Origin of the sequence: Rhizobium sp. RHZ01 (assembly GCF_014851595.1) — a bacterium.
GTDB classification, from domain to species: domain Bacteria; phylum Pseudomonadota; class Alphaproteobacteria; order Rhizobiales; family Rhizobiaceae; genus Rhizobium; species Rhizobium altiplani.
Window position 1 is genome coordinate 39,440 of record NZ_JACUZZ010000017.1, and the last position, 23,723, is coordinate 63,162.

Annotated in this window: 25 protein-coding genes; 10 read left to right on the forward strand and 15 right to left on the reverse strand. The window is 60.9% G+C overall.

From position 1 onward, the window contains the following. Window positions 1–34: 34 nt before the first annotated feature. Window positions 35–1,066: a LacI family DNA-binding transcriptional regulator gene (locus tag IB248_RS18165; RefSeq protein ID WP_018856534.1), complete on the forward strand. Its 1,032-nt coding sequence runs from the start codon at window positions 35–37 to the stop codon at window positions 1,064–1,066. Window positions 1,067–1,111: 45 nt separating this feature from the next. Here the strand turns inward: IB248_RS18165 and IB248_RS18170 are convergent, their stop codons facing one another. After that, entirely contained in the window at window positions 1,112–1,609 is a 498-nt protein-coding gene (locus IB248_RS18170) for a helix-turn-helix domain-containing protein (RefSeq protein ID WP_018856533.1), read from the reverse strand. Between the two features lie 224 nt (window positions 1,610–1,833). On the opposite strand from IB248_RS18170, the gene IB248_RS18175 reads away from it, so the two are divergent. Together IB248_RS18175 and IB248_RS18180 are read left to right on the forward strand one after the other, a co-directional pair. Beyond that, window positions 1,834–2,358, forward strand: coding sequence for a hypothetical protein (locus tag IB248_RS18175; RefSeq protein WP_018856532.1), 525 nt, complete (start codon window positions 1,834–1,836; stop codon window positions 2,356–2,358). Between the two features lie 33 nt (window positions 2,359–2,391). Next, the gene (locus IB248_RS18180; RefSeq protein WP_113471954.1) at window positions 2,392–3,018 is read left to right on the forward strand and encodes an isochorismatase family cysteine hydrolase; all 627 of its coding nucleotides are present in this window, start codon (window positions 2,392–2,394) and stop codon (window positions 3,016–3,018) included. A 133-nt stretch (window positions 3,019–3,151) separates the two neighbouring features. On the opposite strand, the gene IB248_RS18185 is transcribed toward IB248_RS18180, so the two are convergent. From IB248_RS18185 to IB248_RS18225, 9 genes are all read right to left on the reverse strand, one after another. Next, entirely contained in the window at window positions 3,152–3,622 is a 471-nt protein-coding gene (locus IB248_RS18185) for a cupin domain-containing protein (protein ID WP_018856530.1), read from the reverse strand. Between the two features lie 127 nt (window positions 3,623–3,749). After that, on the reverse strand, window positions 3,750–3,971 hold the full coding sequence (locus IB248_RS18190; RefSeq protein ID WP_018856529.1) for a hypothetical protein: 222 nt from the start codon (window positions 3,969–3,971) through the stop codon (window positions 3,750–3,752). Between the two features lie 80 nt (window positions 3,972–4,051). After that, on the reverse strand, window positions 4,052–4,444 hold the full coding sequence (locus IB248_RS18195; protein ID WP_026371712.1) for an ester cyclase: 393 nt from the start codon (window positions 4,442–4,444) through the stop codon (window positions 4,052–4,054). A 109-nt stretch (window positions 4,445–4,553) separates the two neighbouring features. Continuing rightward, window positions 4,554–5,330 (reverse strand): phosphodiester glycosidase family protein, encoded by a 777-nt coding sequence (locus tag IB248_RS18200; RefSeq protein ID WP_026371711.1) that lies wholly within the window; start codon window positions 5,328–5,330, stop codon window positions 4,554–4,556. Window positions 5,331–5,496: 166 nt separating this feature from the next. Next, window positions 5,497–6,807 (reverse strand): xylose isomerase, encoded by a 1,311-nt coding sequence (gene xylA, locus IB248_RS18205; protein ID WP_192241470.1) that lies wholly within the window; start codon window positions 6,805–6,807, stop codon window positions 5,497–5,499. Between the two features lie 39 nt (window positions 6,808–6,846). Further along, window positions 6,847–8,301 carry a xylulokinase gene (xylB, locus tag IB248_RS18210; RefSeq protein ID WP_192241471.1) on the reverse strand — a complete coding sequence of 485 codons (1,455 nt, stop codon included), beginning with the start codon at window positions 8,299–8,301 and terminating at the stop codon, window positions 6,847–6,849. A gap of 18 nt (window positions 8,302–8,319) precedes the next feature. Continuing rightward, window positions 8,320–9,345, reverse strand: a complete 1,026-nt coding sequence (locus IB248_RS18215) for a LacI family DNA-binding transcriptional regulator (protein ID WP_018856524.1) — start codon at window positions 9,343–9,345, stop codon at window positions 8,320–8,322. A gap of 147 nt (window positions 9,346–9,492) precedes the next feature. After that, complete coding sequence (locus IB248_RS18220; RefSeq protein WP_018856523.1) at window positions 9,493–11,085, reverse strand: DHA2 family efflux MFS transporter permease subunit; 1,593 nt, start codon at window positions 11,083–11,085, stop codon at window positions 9,493–9,495. A 19-nt stretch (window positions 11,086–11,104) separates the two neighbouring features. After that, window positions 11,105–12,301 (reverse strand): HlyD family secretion protein, encoded by a 1,197-nt coding sequence (locus tag IB248_RS18225; protein WP_113471957.1) that lies wholly within the window; start codon window positions 12,299–12,301, stop codon window positions 11,105–11,107. Between the two features lie 154 nt (window positions 12,302–12,455). Between IB248_RS18225 and IB248_RS18230 the strand changes: the two genes are divergently transcribed. The 3 genes from IB248_RS18230 to IB248_RS18240 all read left to right on the forward strand — a co-directional run bounded on the left by IB248_RS18230 (window position 12,456) and on the right by IB248_RS18240 (window position 14,924). Further along, window positions 12,456–13,127, forward strand: coding sequence for a TetR/AcrR family transcriptional regulator (locus IB248_RS18230; protein ID WP_025658877.1), 672 nt, complete (start codon window positions 12,456–12,458; stop codon window positions 13,125–13,127). A 106-nt stretch (window positions 13,128–13,233) separates the two neighbouring features. Next, window positions 13,234–14,073 (forward strand): AraC family transcriptional regulator, encoded by an 840-nt coding sequence (locus IB248_RS18235; protein ID WP_192241472.1) that lies wholly within the window; start codon window positions 13,234–13,236, stop codon window positions 14,071–14,073. Between the two features lie 101 nt (window positions 14,074–14,174). Next, on the forward strand, window positions 14,175–14,924 hold the full coding sequence (locus IB248_RS18240; protein ID WP_113471958.1) for a TerC family protein: 750 nt from the start codon (window positions 14,175–14,177) through the stop codon (window positions 14,922–14,924). 31 nt (window positions 14,925–14,955) lie between these two features. On the opposite strand, the gene IB248_RS18245 is transcribed toward IB248_RS18240, so the two are convergent. Then, window positions 14,956–15,888 (reverse strand): phytanoyl-CoA dioxygenase family protein, encoded by a 933-nt coding sequence (locus IB248_RS18245; RefSeq protein ID WP_113471959.1) that lies wholly within the window; start codon window positions 15,886–15,888, stop codon window positions 14,956–14,958. A 93-nt stretch (window positions 15,889–15,981) separates the two neighbouring features. On the opposite strand from IB248_RS18245, the gene IB248_RS18250 reads away from it, so the two are divergent. Then, on the forward strand, window positions 15,982–16,809 hold the full coding sequence (locus IB248_RS18250) for an AraC family transcriptional regulator (protein ID WP_192241473.1): 828 nt from the start codon (window positions 15,982–15,984) through the stop codon (window positions 16,807–16,809). A gap of 57 nt (window positions 16,810–16,866) precedes the next feature. Here IB248_RS18250 and IB248_RS18255 read toward each other — a convergent pair whose 3' ends face one another. Both IB248_RS18255 and IB248_RS18260 read right to left on the reverse strand, forming a co-directional pair. Next, the gene (locus IB248_RS18255) at window positions 16,867–18,450 is read right to left on the reverse strand and encodes a DHA2 family efflux MFS transporter permease subunit (RefSeq protein ID WP_018856516.1); all 1,584 of its coding nucleotides are present in this window, start codon (window positions 18,448–18,450) and stop codon (window positions 16,867–16,869) included. A gap of 23 nt (window positions 18,451–18,473) precedes the next feature. Continuing rightward, complete coding sequence (locus tag IB248_RS18260; RefSeq protein ID WP_192241474.1) at window positions 18,474–19,673, reverse strand: HlyD family secretion protein; 1,200 nt, start codon at window positions 19,671–19,673, stop codon at window positions 18,474–18,476. A 123-nt stretch (window positions 19,674–19,796) separates the two neighbouring features. On the opposite strand from IB248_RS18260, the gene IB248_RS18265 reads away from it, so the two are divergent. Further along, window positions 19,797–20,453 carry a TetR/AcrR family transcriptional regulator gene (locus IB248_RS18265; RefSeq protein WP_192241475.1) on the forward strand — a complete coding sequence of 219 codons (657 nt, stop codon included), beginning with the start codon at window positions 19,797–19,799 and terminating at the stop codon, window positions 20,451–20,453. A gap of 9 nt (window positions 20,454–20,462) precedes the next feature. Here IB248_RS18265 and IB248_RS18270 read toward each other — a convergent pair whose 3' ends face one another. Further along, window positions 20,463–21,011, reverse strand: a complete 549-nt coding sequence (locus IB248_RS18270) for a glutathione peroxidase (RefSeq protein WP_192241476.1) — start codon at window positions 21,009–21,011, stop codon at window positions 20,463–20,465. Between the two features lie 136 nt (window positions 21,012–21,147). Between IB248_RS18270 and IB248_RS18275 the strand changes: the two genes are divergently transcribed. Further along, window positions 21,148–21,909: a DUF4239 domain-containing protein gene (locus tag IB248_RS18275; protein ID WP_018856512.1), complete on the forward strand. Its 762-nt coding sequence runs from the start codon at window positions 21,148–21,150 to the stop codon at window positions 21,907–21,909. 60 nt (window positions 21,910–21,969) lie between these two features. On the opposite strand, the gene IB248_RS18280 is transcribed toward IB248_RS18275, so the two are convergent. Continuing rightward, on the reverse strand, window positions 21,970–23,004 hold the full coding sequence (locus IB248_RS18280) for an aldo/keto reductase (protein WP_192241477.1): 1,035 nt from the start codon (window positions 23,002–23,004) through the stop codon (window positions 21,970–21,972). 112 nt (window positions 23,005–23,116) lie between these two features. On the opposite strand from IB248_RS18280, the gene IB248_RS18285 reads away from it, so the two are divergent. Continuing rightward, the gene (locus IB248_RS18285) at window positions 23,117–23,671 is read left to right on the forward strand and encodes a TetR family transcriptional regulator (protein WP_018856510.1); all 555 of its coding nucleotides are present in this window, start codon (window positions 23,117–23,119) and stop codon (window positions 23,669–23,671) included. Window positions 23,672–23,723: the final 52 nt, after the last annotated feature.

The window sequence follows — 23,723 nt, forward strand, 5'->3', positions numbered from 1 at the left end:
GTGTCGCGGCGAAGGCATCCCAAGGCAGGACGCAGTGTCGAATTCCACGCCCGCAACCATAGAAGACGTCGCTCGGATCGCCGAGGTTTCGATCGCGACGGTATCGCGGGCGATCCACACGCCGGAGAAGGTCGCCAACTCCACGCGCCTGAAGGTCAACCAGGCAATCGCCATCACCGGTTACACGACCAATGCCATGGCGCGCAGCCTGCGGCTCGGTCGGTCGAATATGATTCTCGTGGTTGCTCCTGACATCGGCGACCCAAACTTCTCCAACATTCTGGTCGGCCTCGAGAACGAGGCGCGCGCCCACGGCTACGGCATCCTGATCGGTCACACGCAGAACGATGCGCAGCGCGGCCTCGAATATCTGAAGTTCCTGAATTCCAACCAGGCCGCCGGGCTGATCCTCTTCACCGGCATCCTGCCCTTCGGCCACCAGACGATGACCGCCCGCCTGCCGCCCAGCGTCGGGGTCTTCGAGCCGGTTTTCAACGGCGGCATTCCTTATGTCGGCGTGGATGATGTGGAAGGCGCCAGAAAGGCCGTCGATCTGCTGCTGGCAGAGGGCCATCGCAAGATCGCCTTCATCGGCGATTCGCGCACACGCCTTGCCTATAGCCGCCGGCGTCAGGGCTACGACGCGGGGCTCGATGCGGCGGGCGTTGCGCCAGATATGCGCATCGTGCTCGAAGGCGATGGAACGCTAGAGAGCGGCCGCCATGCCGTCGAGCAGCTCTTCATGCGCGACACGCTGCCGACCGCCTTCATGTGCGTCAACGACCAGACGGCGATCGGCGTGATGATCGGACTGAATGCCCGCGGTTACGACATTCCGAAGGACTTCTCCGTGACCGGCTTCGATGACGTGCCGCAGGCCGTGTTCATGTCGCCGCCGCTGACCACCATCCGCCAGCCGCGAACCTTGATCGGAAAGCAGGCCATGGCGCTTCTTCTGGAATTCCTGTCCGACGGCCAACCGGCGGAAACCGAAATCCTGCTGCGCCCGGACCTAGTGGTACGCAACTCCGTTGGCGCACCATCGCGTCGCTGGACGAAACGCTAAAGCGAACGGCGTAGCGTCCGCACCGTCGATACAATCAAACATTGATTATCGACTGCCCTTGAATGCCTCCCATCGCGCGTCCCGTTCGCGCTGATAGGCCGGATTGAGCTCAGTACTCAAATCTTCCCGTCTTATCGGCTGGCCGCACGATTCGCATGTCGGCCCAAGCCCCGCCGGCTTGCCGCAGCAAAGGTGCGTGTATTGCACGGCGCGGCCTTCGTCACCCGACTTCAGCCAGGTCTCGCCCCAGGCGCGCAGCGCCAGTATCACCGGGTAGAATGCTTCGCCCTTTTCCGTCAGGTGATACTCGTAGCGCGGCGGCCGCTCGCTGTAGCGACGGCGCTCCACAATGCCTTCGGCTTCCAATGACTTCAGGCGCGTTGCGATCATCTGCGGGGTCCCGCCAGTTTGCGCCTGAATTTCTTCGAACCGGTGACTGCGCATGAACAGCTCGCGCAGAACAAGCACGGTCCAACGATCCCCGACAACCGCCTCCGAGCGAGCAACCGGGCACAGCGTGTCTGGCGCAGAATCTTTCTCCATAGTGTAACTTTCTTTTTCATAGTTACTTGTAGATATGATTTTCATAGTTAATATAAGGCGTCATTGAAGCAAGCGCAACCGGCCATCTGGCCCGCGCTGAAAGGAGCGACATGGCCCAAAAAGGAGCATCGGCAATGCAGGCGCATGGCACTGCCCGCCTCAAAGGAGTTGCGTGGCGACGTCGCGCCGAAATCAAGCTCATCCAGCAGCGAAAGGAACCCGTCGTGAGTGATCATGAAATCGTCGATTCAAGCTTTACCGCCGTCATCAACGCACCGATCGAGAAGGTCGACATTCCGAAATGGTGCTTCACGCTCCCCGAAGACGAGTACCAACGCTGCTCTCCGGCACACATCGCCGCCGGCTTTACGACGGCCCCCGACGGTAGGCGCATGTCGATCAATGTCGAGACGATCGGCGGCAGCCTGATGGTTCAGCACTATGTCGAGACCCTGGGTGAAAAGGATCACCTGATCCTGGAATCCGTTTCGGATATAGTCACGCCGACAGGCCGCACGACGATCCATGTGCTTTGGGAACTCAGCGTCAAACGAATCGACGATCAGACCTGCGAATTCACGAACCACGTTCGGTCCAGAGCAACGGAAGAATTCAAGGCCTTTCTCGATAGGCAGGGCATTCCTTTCGACGTCTTTCGCGCACAGCGTCAGCCGATGTCGATTGCGCACAACAAGGGCGAAACGCCGCTCTTTGCGGCCAGCATCGAGCGTGCCGCACTTCGCAACTAAGTCCCGAAACACCTCAGCTTATTGGAGACAGTCATGTCAAAGCCGAATTACAGCAAGCAAACGACCGCCTTGCTCCTCGTCGATCCCTTCAACGACTTCCTGTCCGAGGGCGGGAAGGTTTATCCGCGCCTCAAGCCGATCGCCGATGAGGTCGCGCTTCTCGATAACCTCCGCCGGCTGGATGGCGCCATACGCGCGGCGGGCATTCAGGTGGCCATCGCCCCGCACCGGCGGTGGGAGCCGGGTGATTATGAGGATTGGGATCATCCCAACCCCACCCAACAACGGATCATGCACCAACACCAGTTCGCGCGCGGCGAATGGGGTGGCGAATGGCACCCGGATTTTGCGCCGAAACCTGGCGACATCGTCGCCAAGGAACATTGGGGGCAAAGCGGCTTCGCCAACACCGACCTGGATTTCCGACTGAAGCAGAAGGGCATCACCCACGTGATCGTGGTCGGACTGCTGGCCAATACCTGCATCGATACGACCGCCCGCTACGCCATGGAGCTTGGCTATCACGTGACTCTCGTGCGCGATGCGACGGCCGCCTTCTCGCATGAATTGATGCACGCCGCACACGAGCTCAGCGCGCCGACCTTCGCACATGCGATCCTGACGACCGACGAAGTGATTGCGGCCTTGCCCACGGCGTAACGACTGCATTGGAAGGCGCGCCGGTTCTCCCACCGTCCGCGCCAAGAGGCAACGTGACGCCGCCATCCGACACCGGCCGGGACGTCCCGCCGCGCTTGGCGGCGGGAGCAATTGGCATTCACCCGGCAACTGGCTATTGCGACTTCTGGGGATCATCCGCCGGGTTGACGTACTTGATGCCCCAAGGGCCGTTCGTGTTGATTTGGAGTACGGTCTCATCGTCGAAGTAGACGAAATGCGCCGTGCCCGGCGGCAGGGCAAAGAAACTACCCGCAGCCAGTGCCTTCGTGGCACTCCGATCAGCGGTTTTGCCCATGCCAAATTTGGCAGTCCCGGATAGGATCGTCACAACTTCATAGCCAGGATGTGTATGCGGCGGGATCGCATATCCCGACGGCACCTTTAGCCGAAGCGCAAACAAGCCTTTCTTGGTGGGATTGCCGAACAAGACCGCCGCTTGTGCTCCGGCCGGAAGCACCTTGGGGGCCTCGACCCACTTGATATCACCGGGAGCGAATATAGTGTGCGCATCCTCCGCCAGAGCGAGCGATGCAGCCCCGCAGAATCCAATCAAGCCGACTGCGAATATCGATGCGATCTTCATGATATCCTCCCTCTCGGGGGCCTTCAACCTCGGCTGAGCGCTGGGGCAGGCTCGCGAAAGCCAAGAATACGTCCGCAGACCATCTCTAGGCAAGCGTTCTTCGGTCGTCCGACCGACCGCCGGCAGGTCATTTCACCCGCTTGAACACCCATTTCACGACGTATTCGCCGCTTCGCTTCATCTTGGTTTTCGTCTTGACCTGCACCGGCCCGCCCAGAGCAGCCTCGGCGGCTTCAAACGCCTGGCGTGCCTCGGCCATGGCCGCGTGATAGGCGCTGTTGTCGCGCTTGGGACTATCGGCGACGGCCTGCACGAGGGCGGCGCTCCAATCACGTTCACTGTCGCTCATTTATCAACCCCCGTTCGCAGCAAGGCGGTCTACGCTCTCGAGCCTTGGCTGCGCAAGCGCGAATGATTGAAGCGGCGGCGTCATTGCTGCAGCTGTGATGCGATTGCCGCCTTGTCGATGACAGACCAGACCTCCTCGATCCGCCCGTCCCGGAACTCATAGAACACGTTTTCAGTGAACGAGACCCTCTTGCCGTTCACCGGCATGCCAAACAGGAGCCCTTTCGGCGTGCAATCAAACCGCAGGCGGCTTCCCACGCGGGGCGGCTCGGAAATCAGGAAATCGATGTCGAAATGTAGGTCCGGAATCGCAAGAAAGTCGCCCTCCAGCATCTGGCGATAGCCGGACAGCCCGATTCGCGCTCCATTGTAGTGAACATCGGGATGAACGAACTGGTCGAGCGCCGTCCAATTCTGGCGGTTCAGACAGGCGATGTAGTCTCGATAGACGGCAGCAAGGTCGGCTTTGGACACGGCATCGCCTCCGGGTGTTATGGTCCCGAGGCCAAGTAGGATGACGCCGAGATTTGGCAACCGCATATCGGGATGATCCGACCGCTTCGAACGCGACGCAGCCCCTGCGTCACTCCACCAGCCCGAACATAGGGCCGAACCCGCCATGCCAGGATTTGTCGTTGCGCCCAAGGGCCGGACTGTAGAGCCCGACACCGCGGCCACCGTCGAGAAACAGCGCATTCGGGCAGGACAAATGATCGCGGAACAAGCGCGCGAAGTCGTGGAAATTCACCCTGTCTTCACTGACTGCGAAGCGCACCGCGCCATCGGCGCAGATGCCGACCCCGCCACGACGGGTGCGGTCCGTCGATCCGACGATAAAGATCGGGTTCAGCTTGTTGCCGATGACCAGCATCGGACCGGACTGGGTGGCGAACCGGACCTCCGACCGGCGTTTCAAAAATTCTTGCGTCGGAAGTATTCCGGTGGCGGCGCCATCGATGAAGAACACGCCATTCGGCTTTTTATAGAAGTTCGGCACGGGACCCGAGGCGGCGCCGTCTCTCTCGGTGCGGTTGACGGGCCGCAATTCCTGGCCGTCTTCCACATAGAGGCCGATCGGCGAAAAATCAGGCAGATACATGCCGGCATTGACCGCGAACGCCAAGGTCTGTCCCTTGTTGCGAACGGCCTCGGCGACGCTGGAGAAATCCCGATAAGGCTCTCCATCCGCGTTCTTCCAGAACAAGCGCAGATCGCCTTCTTCTTTCTCGACGGTGCAGACGATATAGGCCTCCCCTCCGAAGGTATCCTGCACGCAGGGTTGGGGGGAAGCTGCCCCTGCAGATATCGCCGCTGCCAACATCGCTGCTATGGCAAGCATGCCCTGTCTGAGATAGGCCATCGTAGCCATGCCCTTCTTTTCAGATCGCCATCCGGCCGCCCGCAGTGTACCCTTGGCATCCTATCTCGCCTGAATCGTCAAGGCGACGACCGCGCGCCGTCCCCATCAACGAAAAAGGGCCGGCAAGCTCTCGCTCCCGGCCCTCTCCTCCACAATCAACCGCCGATTAAACGTAACGGTTGACGATGTTTTCGAGCAGTTCCTGCTTGCCGGACTTCGGCTGCGGGTTGATGTCCTTGGCTTCGACCCACTCGGCGATCTGCTCGAGCGAGTATTCGCCGCGGGCGAGCTTCTGGCCTTCGGCCGAATCCCAGCCGGCGTAGCGGGCATCGAGCGGGCCGGACAGAGCCTTGTCGTCGATCATCTTGGCAGCAGCCTTGAGACCGCGGGCGCAGGCATCCATGCCGCCGATATGGCCGATCAGCAGATCTTCCGGATCGAGCGACTGGCGGCGAAGCTTGGCGTCGAAGTTGGTGCCGCCGGTGGTGAAGCCGCCGCCCTGCAGGACGTAGTAGTAGGCGAGCGCCATTTCCGGAACGTTGTTCGGGAACTGGTCGGTATCCCAGCCCGACTGGTAGTCGTTGCGGTTCATGTCGATCGAGCCGAAGATGCCGAGCGCGTTCGCGAGTGCCAGTTCGTGCTCGAAGGAGTGGCCGGCGAGGATCGCGTGGCCCTGTTCGATGTTGACCTTCACTTCGTTTTCGAGGCCGTGCTTCTTGAGGAAGCCGTAGACCGTCGCGACGTCGTAGTCGTACTGGTGCTTGGTCGGCTCCTGCGGCTTCGGCTCGATGAGGATCGTGCCCTTGTAGCCGATCTTGTGCTTGTACTCGACGACGAGGTTGAGGAAGCGGCCGAGATGGTCGAGTTCCTTTTTGAGGTCGGTGTTGAGCAGGGTCTCATAGCCTTCGCGGCCGCCCCAGAGAACGTAGTTCTCGCCACCGAGCTTGGCCGTGGCGTCCATGCAGGTCTTAACCGTCGCGGCGGAGTAGGCGAAGACTTCCGGATCCGGGTTGGTGGCCGCACCCGACATGAAGCGGCGGTTCGAGAAGAGGTTCGCGGTACCCCAGAGCAGCTTGACGCCTGATGCGGCCTGCTTTTCGGCGAAGTAGTCGACGATCTCGTTCAGGTTCTTGGTGTTTTCGGCGAAGTTCTTGCCTTCCGGGCGCACGTCGGCGTCATGGAAGCAGTAGTAGGGCGCGTCGAGCAACTGGAAAAGTTCGAACGCAACGTCGGCCTTCAGCTTGGCGGCCTTCATCGTATCTTCGAACCAGGGGCGCAGGAAAGTCTGGCCGCCGAAGGGATCGCCGCCCTGCCAGGCGAAGGTGTGCCAGTAGGCGACCGCGAAGCGCAGATGATCTTCCAGGCGCTTGCCGAGAACGACTTCGTCCTTGTTGTAGTGGCGGAAGGCCAGCGGGTTCTTGCTGTCCGGGCCTTCATATTTGATCTTCTGGATGTCGCCGAAAAATCCGGTGCTCATGTCCATGTCTCCTTGGGTTTCGGGATTGTTGTTCTGGGTTCAGTGCTGCAGCGATTTGATCGCCGGATAGAGAGCGCGATAGCGCTTGTAGGAATCTTCGTAAGCGCCGGAGAGCGCCGCGACGGGCTCGATCGTGCCCGCCGTCTTCGGTGGTGTGCAGACCGCAACCGGATCTGCGCCAGTCGCGGCGATCAGGCCGAGGCGGGCCGCGCCAAACGCTGCGCCGAAGTCACCGTCAGCCGGCAGGTCGACCGGCACACCGAGCGCCGTAGCAATCGAGGCCAGCCAATAGCGCGAGCGCGAGCCGCCGCCGATCGCGGTGACACGGGAAATATCCGTGCCCGCAGAACGCAGCGCTTCGAGATTGTCGCGGATCGCGAAGGACACGCCTTCGAGAACAGCCTGGGTCAGCACCACGCGGCTGCTCTCATGCTCGAGGCCGATGAACGCACCGCGGATGACGGCATCGTTGTGCGGCGTGCGCTCGCCCGAGAGATAGGGAAGGAAGGTGACGCCCGACGGCGCTTTCAGCGTTTCACCGAGTTCAGTGGTCAGGTCAGCCGCCGACTTTCCCGTGACGCTGGAGTGCCAGTTCAGCGCGTCCGTCGCCGAGAGGATGACGCCCATCTGATGCCAGGTATTCGGCAGAGCATGGCAGAACGCATGCACGGCGCTTTCCGGCTTCGGCAAATAGGCCGCATTGGCCGCGAAGAGAACGCCCGAGGTGCCAAGCGACACGAAGGCCGCGCCATCGCTGACCGTGCCCATGCCGCAGGCGGAAGCGGCATTATCGCCGGCGCCGCCGGCAACGACGACACTTCCGGAGATTCCCCACTTGCTGGCCAGCTCGCCGCGCAGCTTGCCGCCCTGCTCAGTGCCTTCGATCAGATGAGGCATCTGCTTTTCATCGAGGCCGGTGACCGCAAGAAGCTCTGATGACCACTTGCGCTTGCCGGTGTCGAGCCACGAGGTGCCGGCAGAGTCCGACATTTCCGAAATGTGCTCGCCGGTCAGCCAGAGGCGCAGATAGTCCTTCGGCAGCAGCACCTTGGCGACCTTGGCGAAGATTTCCGGCTCATGCTTGGCGACCCAGGCAAGCTTTGGCGCGGTAAAGCCGGGGAAAACGATGTTGCCGGTCAGCCTGCGGAAACGCGGATCGGAATCCAGCGCGGCTGCCTCGACATAAGAGCGCGTATCGTTCCACAGAATGCAGGGGCGGAGCACCTTATCCTCGGCATCGAGCAGGGTTGCGCCGTGCATCTGGCCGGAAAGGCCAATGCCCTTCACGGCGGCGAGTTCCTTCGGATGCTTTGCCTTTAACCCGGCTACAGCCTCTTCCGTCGCGCGGATCCAGTGCGAGGGCTCCTGCTCCGACCATCCGGAATGCGGGCGCGAGACGTCGAGCGAACCATTGGCCGAGCCTATGATCTTCTGATCGCCATCGATCAGCATGGCTTTGACGCCGGAGGTTCCGAGATCGAGACCCAGATACATGTGTTTCTCCCTTTGCCGTTACGGCAGATTATCTTTCAGAAATATGTCGAGGCGGATGCGCTCCTGCGCCTCGATGACGGAAAGTCCGTCCGCCTTCGCCTTGAGGACGCGGATAGCGCTGCGCACCTCATGGCCTGCATTCTGGTTCAGAATTGCATCAATCGTTCCATCAAGGAGCGCGGCGCGAGTATGGGCCGTCAATTCGTGCGCGACGACCGTCAGCGACCGGTCGACCGCCTTTTCCTTCAGTGCCTTGATCAGGCCGCGATTACCGGCGCCGAGGCTGTAGACGCCGATGATGCCGCTTTTCTTCGACAACGCATCCGCCACCAGCATATGCGCCATGTCAGGATCGTCGCGCCCCTCAATGACGGGAAGGATGGAGAGCGATGGAAACTCCGCGGCCATGACGGCAGCAAAACCCTCGAGGCGTTCGCGATGGTCGCGGACCAGCATCGAGCCGGCGAGCACCGCGACCTCCCCCTTGCTGCCGCCCAAGAAACGCCCCAGCAGCCGTGCGGCTGTGCGTCCGGCGGCAATATTGTCGACACCGGCATAGTGATGCCGCTGCGAACCGGTGAGATCCGAAACCAGCGTCACGACGGGAATACCGTCCTTCACCAGCCGATCGACAGCGTCGCGCACCTCAGGCGCATCGGTGGCGACAAGCGCGACCCCCGAAGGCCGCTCTTCTCCAAGTTCGTCCAGAACCCCGACGAGCGCGCCCGGATCGAACGCCGGCACCTCGACGGTGCGGATTTGCGTTCGCTCCACGGACGACCGCGCAATCGCGGCTTGCACCTCGTCATTCAGCCCATGCATGAAAGAATTGTCGCTGGTCGGAAGGATGAACACGAGCGGATAGGTCCGGCCCTTGGCGAGATTGGCAGCGGCAACGTCCCTGACATAGCCGATCTCGCGAATGGCGTTCTCGACCTTCTCGCGCGTCACGTGACGCACGCCCGGCCGCTGGTTCAAAACCCGGTCAACGGTTGCCAGGCTGACGCCTGCCGCAGCAGCGATATCGTGGACTGTTGGCCTCATCTCTCCTCCTGACGAGACCTTTAGCTCCAAATTTGATGTACGTAAATCAAAAACTGCAAACGTTTCCGTTCACGTCAAATCTTTATGCAAAAAATGAGGGCCGGCGTGGTGTCCCAGGCCGGCCCTAAACCCTGATTTCAAGAGTGGTCAGTGGCCTCCGCCGCCGCCACCTCCGCCTTGGGGTGCAGGCTTGTCCAGCATCGCAACGCCCAGGATCATCGCCAGGAACAGCACGGTCAGCATCAGGAAAACATCACTGAAGGACAGGACGATTGCCTGCTTCGTCACGAGCCCGACCATCTGCTTGATGGCAACAACCGCGCCATCCATGCCGTAGGCGTCGAAGTTCGCCGCCATGTTGTTCATCTGGTCGATCGCGGCGGGATTTCCCCAATCGATATTCTCGCGCAGCCGCTCGTAATGAACATCCTGCCGGTTCGTCAGCACGGTGTTGATGATCGCCAGCCCCACGGCGCCGCCGAGGTTACGAGTCAGGTTGAAGAGGCCCGACGCGCCGCGCATACGGGCCGGCGGCATCGTGCCGAGTGCGATATTGTTGATCGGCACCATGCACATCATCAGCCCGAAGCCGCGGAAGATCTGCGGAATGAGGAGCTCGTAGAAGTCCCAGTCCTGGGTCAGATGCGTCATGATGTAGGTACCGGCCGCGAAGCTGGCGAAACCGATCACCATCATCAGCCGCAGATCCATCTTCGTCGATAGCTTTCCGGCGATTGGCGCGGTGAAGAACATCGCGAGGCCCGATACGAACATCGTTTCGCCGATCATCAGCGAGTCATAGCCGCGAATGCGCCCGAGGTAGACGGGGTAGATATAGGTCAAGCCATAGAGGCCGATACCCATGACGAAGGAAAACACGGAGCCGAAGGCAAAGTTTCGGTTCGTGAAGGCCCTCAGGTCGACGACCGGGAAATCAACGGTGAAGGCCCGATAGAAGAAGACAACGGCAGCGATTGCAGAGGCGATCGCGCCCATGAAGATATAGCTGTCGTTGAACCAGTCGTTGGAATTGCCTTCCTCCAGCACATACTCAAGCGCGCCGAGGAAGACGCCCATCGACAACAGGCCCCACCAATCGAACTTCTTGATCAGCGCGAATTCCGGCTTATCGAAATCGATGAAATTCCAAGTGACGATCGTCACAATGATGCCCGGGACAATGTTGACCAGGAACAGCCAGTGCCACGAGAAGGCGTGGCTGAGATAGCCGCCGACCGTCGGGCCGATGGTCGGAGCAAGCGTGGCGATCAGGCCGATGATCGGCGAGACGATGCTGCGCTTGGAGGGCGGGAAGATCGTGAAGGCTGCCGCAAAGACCGACGGAATCATGCCGCCGCCGATGAAGCCCTGGATGGCGCGGTAGACGATCATCTGGTCGATGTTCGTCGCCGTAGCACAGAGCGCGCTCGCCATGGTGAAGCCAGCAGCGGAAGCCGCAAACAGGTATCGTGTCGAGACGATGCGCGCGAGCGTGCCCGACAGCGGAATCATGATGACTTCGGCGATCAGATAGGAGGTCTGCACCCAGCCGATCTCGTCCGAACCAGCGCTGAGGCCAGCCTGGATTTCGGCAAGCGATGCCGACACGATCTGGATATCGAGGATCGACATGAACATGCCGAGCACCATCGCGAAGAACGCGATGAGCTTGCGTGGATCCATATGATCCGTGGCCGCCGGAGTGGCCGGAACGGTTCCAACTGTTGCGCTCGCGGCCATCGGCCTACCTCGTCAGGATTTACTTGGTCGCATCCGGCGCCGTGCGCGTGTCGACATCAACAACCACGCTCAGGCCTGCGCGCAGGCGACCGCTGTCGAGAGCATCCTGCGGCAGCGAGATACGAACCGGCACGCGCTGAATGATCTTCGTGAAGTTGCCCGTGGCGTTTTCCGGGGGCAGCAGCGAGAAGACGGAGCCGGAAGCCGGCGAAATCGATTCAACCGTGCCGACGATCGGATGGTCGCCATAAGCATCGACATGCACGTTGACCTTGGAGCCCGGCACCAGATGTTGGATCTGCGTTTCCTTGAAGTTCGCGTCGATAAAGAGCTGACGAACCGGGACGAGCGCCATCAGACGCTGGCCGGGCGACACCAGATCGCCCTCCTGCACCGAGCGATTGCCGACGACGCCATCATAGGGCGCTTTCAGGACCGTGAAGGAGAGGTCGCGGGCAGCCTTGTCGCGCGCAAGCTCGAGCTGGCGGATCGTGCCTTCGGCCTCGCGGCGCTGCGCCTGCAGCAGCGTTACATTTGCTTCCGCGGATGCGATCGCCGCATCACCGCCAATCAGGTTTGCCTTTGCCTGGTCGAGAGCAATGTTCGCGGCGTCGAGGTTAGCGGTCGTACCGACAGACTTGGATTGCAGTTCCGCGGCGCGGGTCTGTGTGATCTGCGCACCGCGAACGGTGGCTTCCAAAGCCGTCTTCTGGGCCTTGGCCTGGTCGAGGCTTGCCTGACCACCGGCAATCTGCGCGTCAATACGCTGCAGCGAGAGCGTTTCGGTATCGAGAGAAGCCACCGCCTGATCGAGGGCGAGCTTGTAGTCGCCGTCGTCCAGCGAGGCCAGAACGTCGCCGGCCTTGACATTCTGGTTGGCAACGACGTTCACCTTGGCGACATAGCCGGTAACCTTCGGCGAGATCGTCGCGATATCGCCTTCGATGTAAGCGTCGTCGGTCGAGACCAGGAAACGGCCCGTCGTCCACCAATCGTAGCCGTACCATGCGGCGCCTGCGAGCAGCGCAAGGCCGATGATTGGCAGGGCAAGACTGCGCTTTTTCTTCTTCTCAGCGGGAACGGCCTGCGTGTCGGCAGGAGCCTGCGGCGCGCGCGGTGCTTCCGCGGTGGGGACTGCTGCTTCCTGAGCCTTGCCCTCGGTTTCAGCAGGTTCGCTGACGATGCGGGCAACATTGGCTTTTGGACTGGACGACATGGGCGACTACCGGCAAATTGAGTGAATTTAATCGAACTGAACGGTTCGGTTCAGTTGACATAGAACCTTTTTCCATTCATATCAAGCTGTATCGAACCACCCGGTTCGATTTTATTAACGAAAAGTTCGCTGATGCGGATATGGTTAAGGAGCTATGACAGAGCTTTCCGATACGCGCGTGGATGAGTCTCCCTCGACAGGCGGCAGATGGGCCGCGGGCGAAGACCCTGCCAAGCGCAAACAAATTCTCGACGGCGCCCGCCGCGTTTTCATGAAACTTGGCTTCGATGCCGCGAGCATGAACGATGTAACGCGCGAGGCGGGAGTTTCAAAAGGAACGCTCTACGTCTACTTCGCCAACAAGGAAGAGCTCTTCACCGCGATGATGGAGAGCGAGCGCGCGGCGTTCGTCGCCAGCGTGCGCAATACTCTCAAGGAATCCAATGATCCCGACGTTGCGCTGCACGACTTCGGGATGACCTTTGTCAGCCATCTGACCGAGGATAAGGTCATCAATGCGATGCGTACGGTCATCGGCGTCCGCGACCGCATGCCGCATCTCTGTCAGCGCTTTTTCACCGGCCCCGAGAACATCCGGACGGTGCTGAAGGACTTCCTGACGAGCCAGGTCGAGGCCGGCCGTTTCGAGATCGACGACATAGAGCTTGCCGCCCGCCAGTTCCTGGAGCTCTGCGGCGGAAGCTTCTTCAAGCTGCGGCTGTTCGGCGACATGGACGCCCCTCCTCCGCGCGAGGAGATGGATCGCGTGGTCAACGGCGCCATCCGCGTCTTCACCGCCGCGTACGGCACCAAGAAGCGATCCTGAACCCACACCTTTGATTTCTTTCTCCGTCCGCGCCAGAATCCCGCAACAGGGATCAAACGCGGCCTGCTGCCCTTCGCTATGAAGGGAATGCAGCCAGGGAGAAGAAATGAGCGCCGTCGGACGTGCGATCTGGTTCATCGAAAGTCATTTCGGCAACGACATTACTCTGGAAGAGATTTCGGACGTTGCCGGCCTTTCGCGCTACCACCTCTCGCGCGTCTTCGGACTCGTCACCGGGCATTCGATCAGCGGCTATATCCGCGCCCGCCGTCTGAGCGGCGCGGCACGGACGCTCGTCGATCAGCCGGAGAGCATTCTCGAGGTTGCCCTCGACGCGGGTTATGGCTCGCACGAGGCATTCACTCGCGCCTTTCGCGACCAGTTCGGCCTGACACCTGAGGCCGTCCGCAAGCAGGGGCACACGCGCAACCTCGCACTACTGGAGCCGATCAGAATGGATCCCGCCCGCCTTCCCGAACTCGAGCCGCCACGATTTGAAACCTTGCCGCCGATGCTATTTGCCGGCTTGCAGGAGACATATCCCTATGGCGGCAATGCCGCGATTCCCTCGCTCTGGCAAAAATTCAATGTTCATTTCGGCAGCATTCCCGGCCAGGTCGGCAATGTCGCCTATGGCGTCTGCACGCACATCGAGGGAGAGACAGAGAAATTCCGCTACATGGCGGCCGTGGCTGTCGACGACAGCAGCGACCTGCCGGACGGCTTTGCCACGTTGAAGATACCCGATCAGCGGTATGCGGTCTTTGCTCATCGCGGCCACGTCTCCGGCATTCCCGCTACGATGCACCAGATTTTCGGGAGCTGGATGCCGAACGCAGGCATGGAGTTCGGCAACATGCCCGACATGTTCGAGCGTTACGACGACCGCTTCGACCCCTATACCGGCATGGGCCTGACGGAAATCTGGATTCCCATAAAGGAATAAAACGCGCCTTGCTTTCGTATATCCCCTTGCGCGCTTGCCAAGGCAGGCCGCGTCCGTACATTGCGAGCGTCAATTTGTGTGGCGCAAGGGGATAAACGCCGATGCAAGACATTATGATGCTCGTTCAGGACCCGGCCGCCTGGGTGGCCCTCATCACTCTGGTGGTGATGGAAGTGGTCCTCGGGATCGACAACCTCATCTTCATCTCGATTCTCACCAACAAGCTGCCACCTGAGCATCGCGAGAGAGCACGCAAGGTCGGCATCGGCCTTGCCCTCGTGCTGCGACTTGCCCTCCTCGGCATGGTTGCCTGGATCGTTACGCTGACGACGCCGGTCTTCGAACTGTTCGGTCACGGCTTCTCCTGGAAGGACATCATTCTGCTTGTCGGCGGTCTGTTCCTGTTGTGGAAGGCGACGAAGGAAATCCATCACAACGTCGATCCGGCCGATCACAACGAGGATTTCATTGTTTCATCAGCAACAAGAGGCGTTACCGCAGCGATCGGCCAGATCCTGCTGCTGGATATCGTCTTCTCGGTCGACAGTATCATCACCGCCGTCGGCATGACCCCACACGTCCCCATCATGGTCGTCGCCGTCGTTGTGGCCGTAACCGTCATGCTGGTCGCGGCAAAGCCGCTCGCGAACTTCATCGAGAGGAACCCGAGCATCGTCATGCTGGCGCTGGCCTTCCTGATGATGATCGGCATGACGCTGTTCGCAGAGGGCATGGGCTACCATGTGCCGAAGGGCTACATCTACGCCGCGATGGCCTTCTCGGCGCTGGTGGAGGTGCTCAACATGTTCGCCCGCAATGCCCGTCAGCGGAAAAAGCAGGGCGGCCACTGAGTCGCCATGGGCACGGCAATGAGGCCGTGCCCTAGAGCATGTCCCCCAGGGTCCAGTGGTTGCCCCATCGGGCATCGATCTCGTCATCGACGTTTTGATAGCGGATATCCGTCGACAGTCTGATCCTGTTCGAGGCGCTTTGGTTCGTGGTCGAGGCGTGGATCATGTAAGGGCTGTGCAACACGACATCGCCGGCCTCGTAGTCGGCGACCAGCCAGCGCGTATCGAAGCGCTCTGCCATGTCGGGCAGGTCCTTCGATACCCAGCCGCCCTCGGTCATGTTGCGGTTGAAGGCACTGATCTTTTCTTCCGCAGACAGGTCGAGGCTCTTTCTGGAAAACTCCTCCTCCATGCGCACACCGATGGCATGCGAGCCCTCGAGGTACACGAGACCACCCATGTCGACTGGGGTGTCGCCGATCGGAATCCAGGCCGTCACCAGCCGGTTGGTGCCGCCACGTAGATAGACCAGATCGTAATGCGCCGGCGTCGCTGTCGTCGTACCGGGTTGGGTAAAGCGCATGATCTTGCGTTTGTGCAGGTAGGAGATGCCGGAAAGAAACTCATCCATGAACTGCGCAAGCCGCGGCTGCGCGCAAAAACCCTCGAAGGCGACCGAGCGGACGAGCGACATCAAAATGCGATCCACCTGGCCTTTGTCCAAACCCGTGCCGGCGGATAGCCCGAGCATCGGATCGGTGCCTGGCGCGACGAGCCCGCCGCGCGCCAGATGCGAAAAAACCCAGCCGCGAAACGCATTGACCACTTGGGGATCGAGAAAGCGCTTCAACCAGACATAGCCGTTTTCGTGATAAAGCCTGCGGATCGCCTCCACGCCGATCGACGGATCCGTCGGCTTGAGTTCGCCCAACCGGTTCGCTGCGGTCGAAAGGACTTTCCCGTTGGCGACCAAGTCGATCGCCGGTGGTTGAGCTGGCTGCTGATCCAGGGCAAGACTTGACATTTCGATCACTCCAAAAGCGAAATGGACGATGCATATGTGAGACACTGGAGATAAACTTGCCATGGACGGAAAGAGCGACTGGACTTTTCGCTCATGACTGAAGCGCCGATCGCTCTCTATCGTTCGCCCTCTTCCGAAGGCATGGCGCTCGCCGTCACGGGGTTTGGCCGGCAGCGCATCGGAACGCGTATCACCAACCGCCGCCTGCCAATGCACGCGGTCGTCCTTGTCGAGGCCGGGGATGGCACGCTGCAGACAGCGAAGGCGGGCCTTCAAGAGATCAACGGGCCGTCGCTCTTCTGGTTGCCGGCCGGCACATTACATTCCTATGGCCCGACGAACGGAACGAGCTGGGAGGAGAGATGGGCTCTCTTTGAGGGGACGCTGATCGCAGACCTGATCCGCCAGCGCCTGATCTCGCCGACAGAACCGGTGGTGCGTCTACAGAACCTGCGTGAGATGCAGCACCTCTTCGGCGCGCTTCATTCCGACTTTGCCGCAGGCGATCCGCTCAGCCTCGCTTCGGCGGCAGCGACGCTTCACCGCATCGCCGTCCAATCCGCGCGCCATGCGAACGCCGGCGGCGACAACGGGGCGAACGTCGAGATCGAGTTGATCATCGAGACCTTGCAGCGCCGGGCGTTCGAGCCGGTGGACATGCATTCGCTGGCACAAGAATTCGGCATGTCGCCGGCAACGCTGCGGCGGCATTTCCAGGCTGCCCTCGGCCTGTCGCCGAAGGCTTTCCAGCTGCGCCTTCGTATCGATCGGGCCAAGCAGCTGCTGACGACATCGGATCGGTCGATCGAGGCGATTGCGTATGCCGTCGGTATTGACGATTCCTTCTACTTTTCGCGACTGTTTCAGGATCGCGAACACTGTTCGCCAAGCGAATTCCGCCGTCACTACCGCAGAACATGACTGTGGCCGGATCGAGTCCGGCCGCAGTCATGCATTGATTCGGTTCAATTGCGCTGTTCAGTGGGCGCCGGCGCCGCCACCGGGCTGCGCCTTGCGCGTGAGCAACAGGGCGAAGGCGGCAATGGCCAGCACGACGCCGATCACAGCGAAGGTGTCGCTAAAGCCAAGGATCAGAGCCTGGCGTCTGACGATCTGACCCAAGGCGACGATGGCTTTCTGGCTGGCGACTGCCGGATCGGAGACGCCGTGTGCCAGGAAGTAGTTGGTGGTTTGGGCGAGGCGATCACGAACCTCATCGCGAGCCAGCGTTACAGACTGCCCGATGATATTCGAATGGAACTGCTCGCGCTCGGTCAGGATCGTGCCAAGCGACGCCGTGCCGACCGCGCCGCCGAGGTTGCGCAGCATGTTCGTCAGGCCCGAGGCAGCCGCCGCATCCGACGCAGCAATACCAGCGGTCGTGATTGCGGTGATCGGGGTCAGGACCAGGGCCTGGCCGATCGCCCGCACGATGTTCGGAATCCAGAACTGATCACCGGCGTTGTTCGCTGACAGCGTGATGTTCATGAAGCAGCTGATCGCGAAGATCGAAATGCCGAGGAAACCGATATAGCGGGCGTCGAAGCGCTTCATCAGCAGCGGAACGAGGGGAATGAGCAGCAGCTGCGGCAGGCCGGTCCAGGCCAGGACATTGCCGATCTGCTCGGCATTGTAACGCTGCACCTGTCCCAGATACTGCGGCAGGATGTAGACGGTCCCGAACAGCGCGACGCCGACGAGCACATTGACGGCAACGCCAATGCCGAAGTTGCGCTGCTTCAGGAGACTGAGCTTCACCAGGGGCTTTTGAACCGTCAGTTCGATCCAGATGAAGGCAGCGAGGAAGACGAACGCCACGATGCTGAGCTTGACGATGAAAGGCGAGGAGAACCAGTCCTCCTTGTTTCCCTCCTCGAGCACCGTCTGCAGGGCGGAAAGGCCGATCGCCATGGTAACAATGCCGGCCCAGTCACCTTCCTTCAGCAGGTGGAGCTGCATCGGCTGCTTCTCGAGCGTCAGGGCAAGCGCAGCGGCCATGATGGCGCTCGGGAGCGCGTTGATGAAGAAAATCGTCTGCCAGCCGTAGTTCTCCGTGAGATAGCCGCCGATCGTCGGGCCAATGGCCGGGGCAAAGGTGACGGACAGGGCAAAGAGTGCGAGGCCGCGAGGCTGCTGAAACTTGGGCAGCTTGGTAAGCACCATGGTGAACGCCATGGGGATGAGGACACCGCCGGCAAATCCCTGCAGGCCACGCAGCAGAATCATCGTGCCGAGATCGTGGGCGAAGGCACAGGCGATCGAAAAGATCGGGAAGAGAACCGAATTGACGAGAATGTAGCGGCGGAAGGAAAAGACGCTGCTGAAATACGCCGTCAGCGGAATGACGACGATCTCACCGATCAGATACGACGTCGAGATCCAGGCGCCGTTGTCAACGCCGGTGCCGATGCCGCCCTCGATATCGAGGAGCGAGGCGTTGGTGATCTGGATGTTGAGGATTGCCATGAACGCGCCGATCATCCCGGCAAGTACGGCAATCCAATCCTTTACGCTGGCGCCCGGCTGGGAGACAGGGGCAACGGTTGCAGTTGTGGTAGACATGGCACCACCCTCATCCTCTCCGGTCAGGCCCCATCGGCCGCATCGGCGGCCTTGGTGTTGATGCTTGGCTGCACCGACATGCCGGGGCGAAGATCGCCGGCTGCCGCTCCATTGCCGTCGAGCACGATCTTGACCGGGATACGCTGAACGACCTTCGTGAAGTTGCCGGTGGCGTTGTCCGGCGGCAGCAGCGCGAATTCCTGGCCGCTGGCCGGTGCGATGCTGTCGACGTGACCGTGATAAGTGCGGCCCGGGAACGTATCGACTTCGATCTCGACAGGCTGGCCGGCATGCACGTCGGTCAGCTGCGTTTCCTTGTAGTTCGCAACGATATAGGCCGCGCTGGTGGGAACGACCGACATCAGCTGCGTGCCTGCCTGGACGTACTGGCCAACGCGCAGTGTACGGTTGCCAACGGAGCCATCGACCGGCGCCACAATCGTGGCATAGGAGAGATTGAGTTCGGCCTGGCGCTCAAGCGCCTGGCTGCGGGTGAGCGCAGCCTTTGCCTGGGCAAGCTCGGCATTCAGAAGATCGACCTGCTTTACGGCTGCATCGAGGGCGGCGCTGTCGCGCACGATGGTCGCCTGTGCTGCCGCGATCTGCGAGGCGGCCTGCTGCGCGGTCTGGACCGGGGCGTAACCGTTGGTGGCCAGGCTCGAATAGCGCTTGTTGTTCTGCTCGGCGAACGTCTCGTTGGCCTTGTCGACCTCGACCGTGGCGCGGGCGGCGGCGATCGTCGATTGCTGGATCTGGAGGGCCGCCTCCTTCGCATTCAGCGTCGCCGCCGCGGCGGCAACGTCGGCCTTCGCCTGGTCGAGCGCGGCTCGGAAGTCGCGATCATCGATACGCGCAAGCGGCTGACCCGCCTTGACGGTCTCGTTGTCGTTGACGAGTACCCGGGCGATGTAGCCGGAAACCTTCGGCGCGATCGCACTGTTGTCCGCCTTCACATAGGCGTCGTCGGTCGACACGTGGAAGCGACCGACCGTCCAGTAATCGTGTCCGTAGTAGGCACCCGCGGCCACGATCGCGAGGGCGGCTGCGCCAAGCAGGAGCGACCGGCCGGCTCGCTTGCGGGCTTGCGGCACGTCAGCGGCAGCGCGTGGCGCCTCCGCGTGCGGCGGCTTGCTCGCTTCAAGCGTTTCCGGGATCACCTCTGCGACCGCTACGGCGGTTGGATCGGCGTTGTTGTTCAGAGCATGCAGCTTCTGGGCGGTCATTGTTTTCTCCGGATCATGGCCGCCGTCGCAAGCGATGCAGCCTCTGATGCACAAAATGGAAAATTGACGTTTTCCAAAATATGCTCTATAAAATGGATGTCAACTTGAATTTGGAAAATACAGATGGTCCAAAATCACAAGATCGAGAGAAGGCCGCGCGGCAGACCGCAGGCGCGGTGCGACGAGGACACCAGGAGCGTCATCATCGAGGCTGCCAACAAGCAGTTTCACGCGAACGGATATGCAACGGCGTGCATCGCGGATATTGCGCAGGAAGCGGGCGTCTCGACGAAGACGCTCTACAGGCTGTTCCCGACGAAAGCCGACCTCTTTTCCGACCTAATCACCGATCGCATTGGACGCTTTTTGCTGGCTCTCGACCCGACTACGCTTGCCGCGGCCGATCTTCGCCAGGGACTGGAGCGGATGCTGATGGCTTACGGCATGCTGACGCTTTCGGACGACACAATCACGATGATGCGGCTTGTGATCGGCGAGTCCGACCGCTTCCCGGAGATCTCCGCTTCCTTCTACGAAAAAGCCATCGTCCGAACGAATGCGCTGATGGAGGGGTGGCTGCGCAAGCAGGTTGATCGCGGCGTCATCGCTCTCGAAGACCCGCATGCGGCCTGCGGCATGCTGCGCGGCATGATGGCCATGGAGCCCCAGCGCGCCGCCATGCTGCGCCAGCAGCCGGCGCCGGGGATTGAGGAGATCGCGGCCCGGGCGAAAATGTGCGCCAACCTGTTTCTGAACGGCGCAGCAGTCGCTCCGGCTTAATAGCCGGCCTTAGGCGGTCTTTGAAAGTTCCTTGTCGATGGCCGAAACCAGTCGCTGGTCATCTGCCGTCACGTCAGGCGCAAACCGCGCCACGATCTTGCCAGCGCGACCGATCAGGAACTTTTCGAAGTTCCAGAGAATTTCACTCTTATCGTCGGTCGCCAGTCCATTGCTGCGCAGCCGCTCCCGCATCGGACCTTCGCCGACGGCAGTCCCGGCAGCCGCCGTCAGGTTCTGGTAGAGCGGATGCTTGTCCCCGCCCTTGACGGAGATCTTCGAGAAGATCGGAAACTTCACGTCATAGGTCAGCGTGCAGAACTCGACGATCTCGGCATCCGTACCCGGCTCCTGCCCCTTGAAATTGTTTGCCGGAAAGGCGGCAATCACGAAGCCGCGCTCTCGCTTGTCCTCATAGAGCTTCTCAAGCCCTTCATATTGAACGGTGAGGCCGCATTTGGAGGCGACATTGACGACCAAAATCACCTGGCCGCGGTGATCGTTCAGCGTTGTCTCGCGACCATCGGCCAGCTTCACCGGTATGTTCAAAAGATCCGTCATCGCTATCTCCACCATGAATTCCGCCGCGGAAGCTATACCCAACGGAGCGTTTGTCCAGCGGGCAGATCCGGTCCACTGACAAAATCAATTAAAACAGCTAGTTTGCCGTCGAGAGCACGGGAGGGCGCAACGAAAGATGGCACTGGAATCGCTGGTGGCGGCCGTTGTCTTTGCTTTGCTCATGACAGCCTCGATCGGAACGATGCTGACCTATTCAAAGCTGCCTGTGCATCACCGGCAGGACGAGACCAACACCGTCGTTCGGCTCGTCGCCAACATCTTCGTCGTCATGACATCGCTGGTCTTCGGCCTGATGATCAATTCCTCGAAGAACACTTTCGGCGAGATCGACAAGAACGTTCACGCGTTCGCAACCCAGATCATCCTTCTCGACCGGACCTTGCGGACCTATGGCCTCGAGGCCACGGAAACTCGCAAGCGTCTGGAGAACTACGTCGAAAAGGCTCTCACCAATCCGGCACGCGCCGCGCCGGATCCGCTGGTCAAAAGCGACCGCACAAGCGAGATTGCCCTCAACGCCGTCGGAGACAGTCTGGCACTGATCGTGCCTTCCGACCCGGGCCATGTGGTGTTGTGGAACGACGCTCGCCAGCAATATCAACGGATCGTCGAGCAGCGCTGGGTCATCGTGGAACAGTCGGAAGGCGTCATCCCAAGGCCGCTCATAAGCATGCTGACGGCGTGGCTGACATTGATCTTTGCGAGCTTCGGCTATCGCGCGCCAAGAAACATCATTGTCGTGCTGATGTTCACCATCTCCGCGCTCCTGATATCGCTATCGATCTTCATCGTGCTGGATATGGATATTCCATTCTCGGGCTGGATCCAGATCTCCGACACACCACTTCGCAGGGCGCTTGCCGAGCTTCAACAATAGCAACTGCGAAGCACCGCGCCGTCCTGGAAGGAGCGACGCGGTGTGGCCACGGCATCACAGTTAGCGAACCGCAATCGTCGGCCAGTCGATGAGGTCGGCCTTTGCACCGGCCAGCGTGTTGCGGCTCTGGGAGACCACATCGTGGGGAAAGCCGAGCGATATCGCGCTCGCGTCATCGAGGCGCCGAACCTGCTCCTCACTAAGCTTCACGTCCAGCGCGGCAAGGTTGTCGGCAAGCTGCTCAGCCGTTCGCGGCCCGATGATCGGCAGCGTGCCCTTGTGCAGCACCCAGGCGATGGCGATCTGGCCGGCCGGCACGCCGGTTTCCTCGGCGATTGCCAAAACTGTATCGACCGTTGCCGTCTTGCGCGCATCGCTTTCGGAGTGAATGACGACGCCGAGCCCCTGCTGGCGGCCAGTTTCGCCCTTGCGGTACTTACCGGTCAGCAGCCCGCCACCGAGCGGCGACCAGCCGACAGTACCAAGGCCAAAGGCCGCCGCCATCGGCAGCAGCTCGCGCTCGGACGTACGCTCGACGAGGCTGTACTCCAGCTGCAGAGCCGACAGTGGCGCCCAGCCACGAAGCTCGGCAAGCGTGGCACCAGTCGCCACGCGCCAAGCCGGGAAGTCGGAAAGTCCGGCATAGAGGATCTTGCCCGAGCGGACGAGATCATCGAAACCTCGCATGATCTCGTCGATCGGCGTCACGGCATCCGGCATGTGCGCCCAAAGAAGATCGATCCGATCGGTGCCGAGCCGCTTCAGGCTTGCCTCGACCGACTGAACCATGGCCTTGCGGCTGTTGCCTGTACGCTGGAGGCCGGCCGCGTGACGATCACCGAGCGAGAACTTCGTCGCGACGACCATGTCATCGCGGTCGCTCGCGATGAACTCGCCGACCATCGTTTCCGACTGGCCGAATTGATACTGGTCGGCCGTGTCGATGAAGTTGCCGCCGGCGTTGCGGTAGCCATCGAAGACCACCTTGGCCTCCTCGCCACTGGAACCGTAACCCCAGCCCGTCCCGAAATTGCCTGTGCCAAGTGCCAGGCTGGAGACACGAAGTCCGGTTCGGCCGAAAATCCTATAGCGCATTGTCATTGCCTTCCTTGCTTCCTTGGTCAATTTTAAATGACGATCGTCATTCATTTGCATTTAAATGACGGACGTCATATAATTTGTCAAGAACAAATGATGAGAGCCTCAAATGCGCCCAACAAAGGAACAGGCGAACCAGAACCGCCAACGGATCATCGACACGGCCGGTCGGCTCTTTCGAGAGAAAGGAATTCATGCTGTCGGCGTCGACGAAGTAATGAAGGGCGCCGGATTGACGCATGGTGGTTTCTACGGCCACTTCAAATCGAAGGGCGACCTTGCCGCGGAAGCCGTCAGCCACGCCCTTTTGGAAAGCCTACGTTCCGAACCCGCCTACGCCACGCTCGGTGCGTTGGCGAAGAATTATCTATCGAGGGCTCATCGAGATGCGGCGGACAGCGGCTGCACGGTTGCGGCTCTTGGCCCGGAAATCGCCCGCCTCCCCAAGGGGCAGCGCGGCGGGATCACCGACTACGTTCGCGCACGCATCGAGCAGGTCGAACAGATCCAGGCGCAGCAGGGGCAAACGGTCGATCGCGGCAAGGCCATAGCAGATCTCTCAAGCCTCGTCGGAGCCCTCGTCATGGCGCGCGCCGTCGATGACCCTGCCCTCTCGGACGAAATCCTCACTGAAACGATCCGTATCCTCGACGGGCGGCGTTAGGAACTTTGCCCGCGGCGCGGCATTGATTAGTCCAGCGGAGCTTACAGTTATC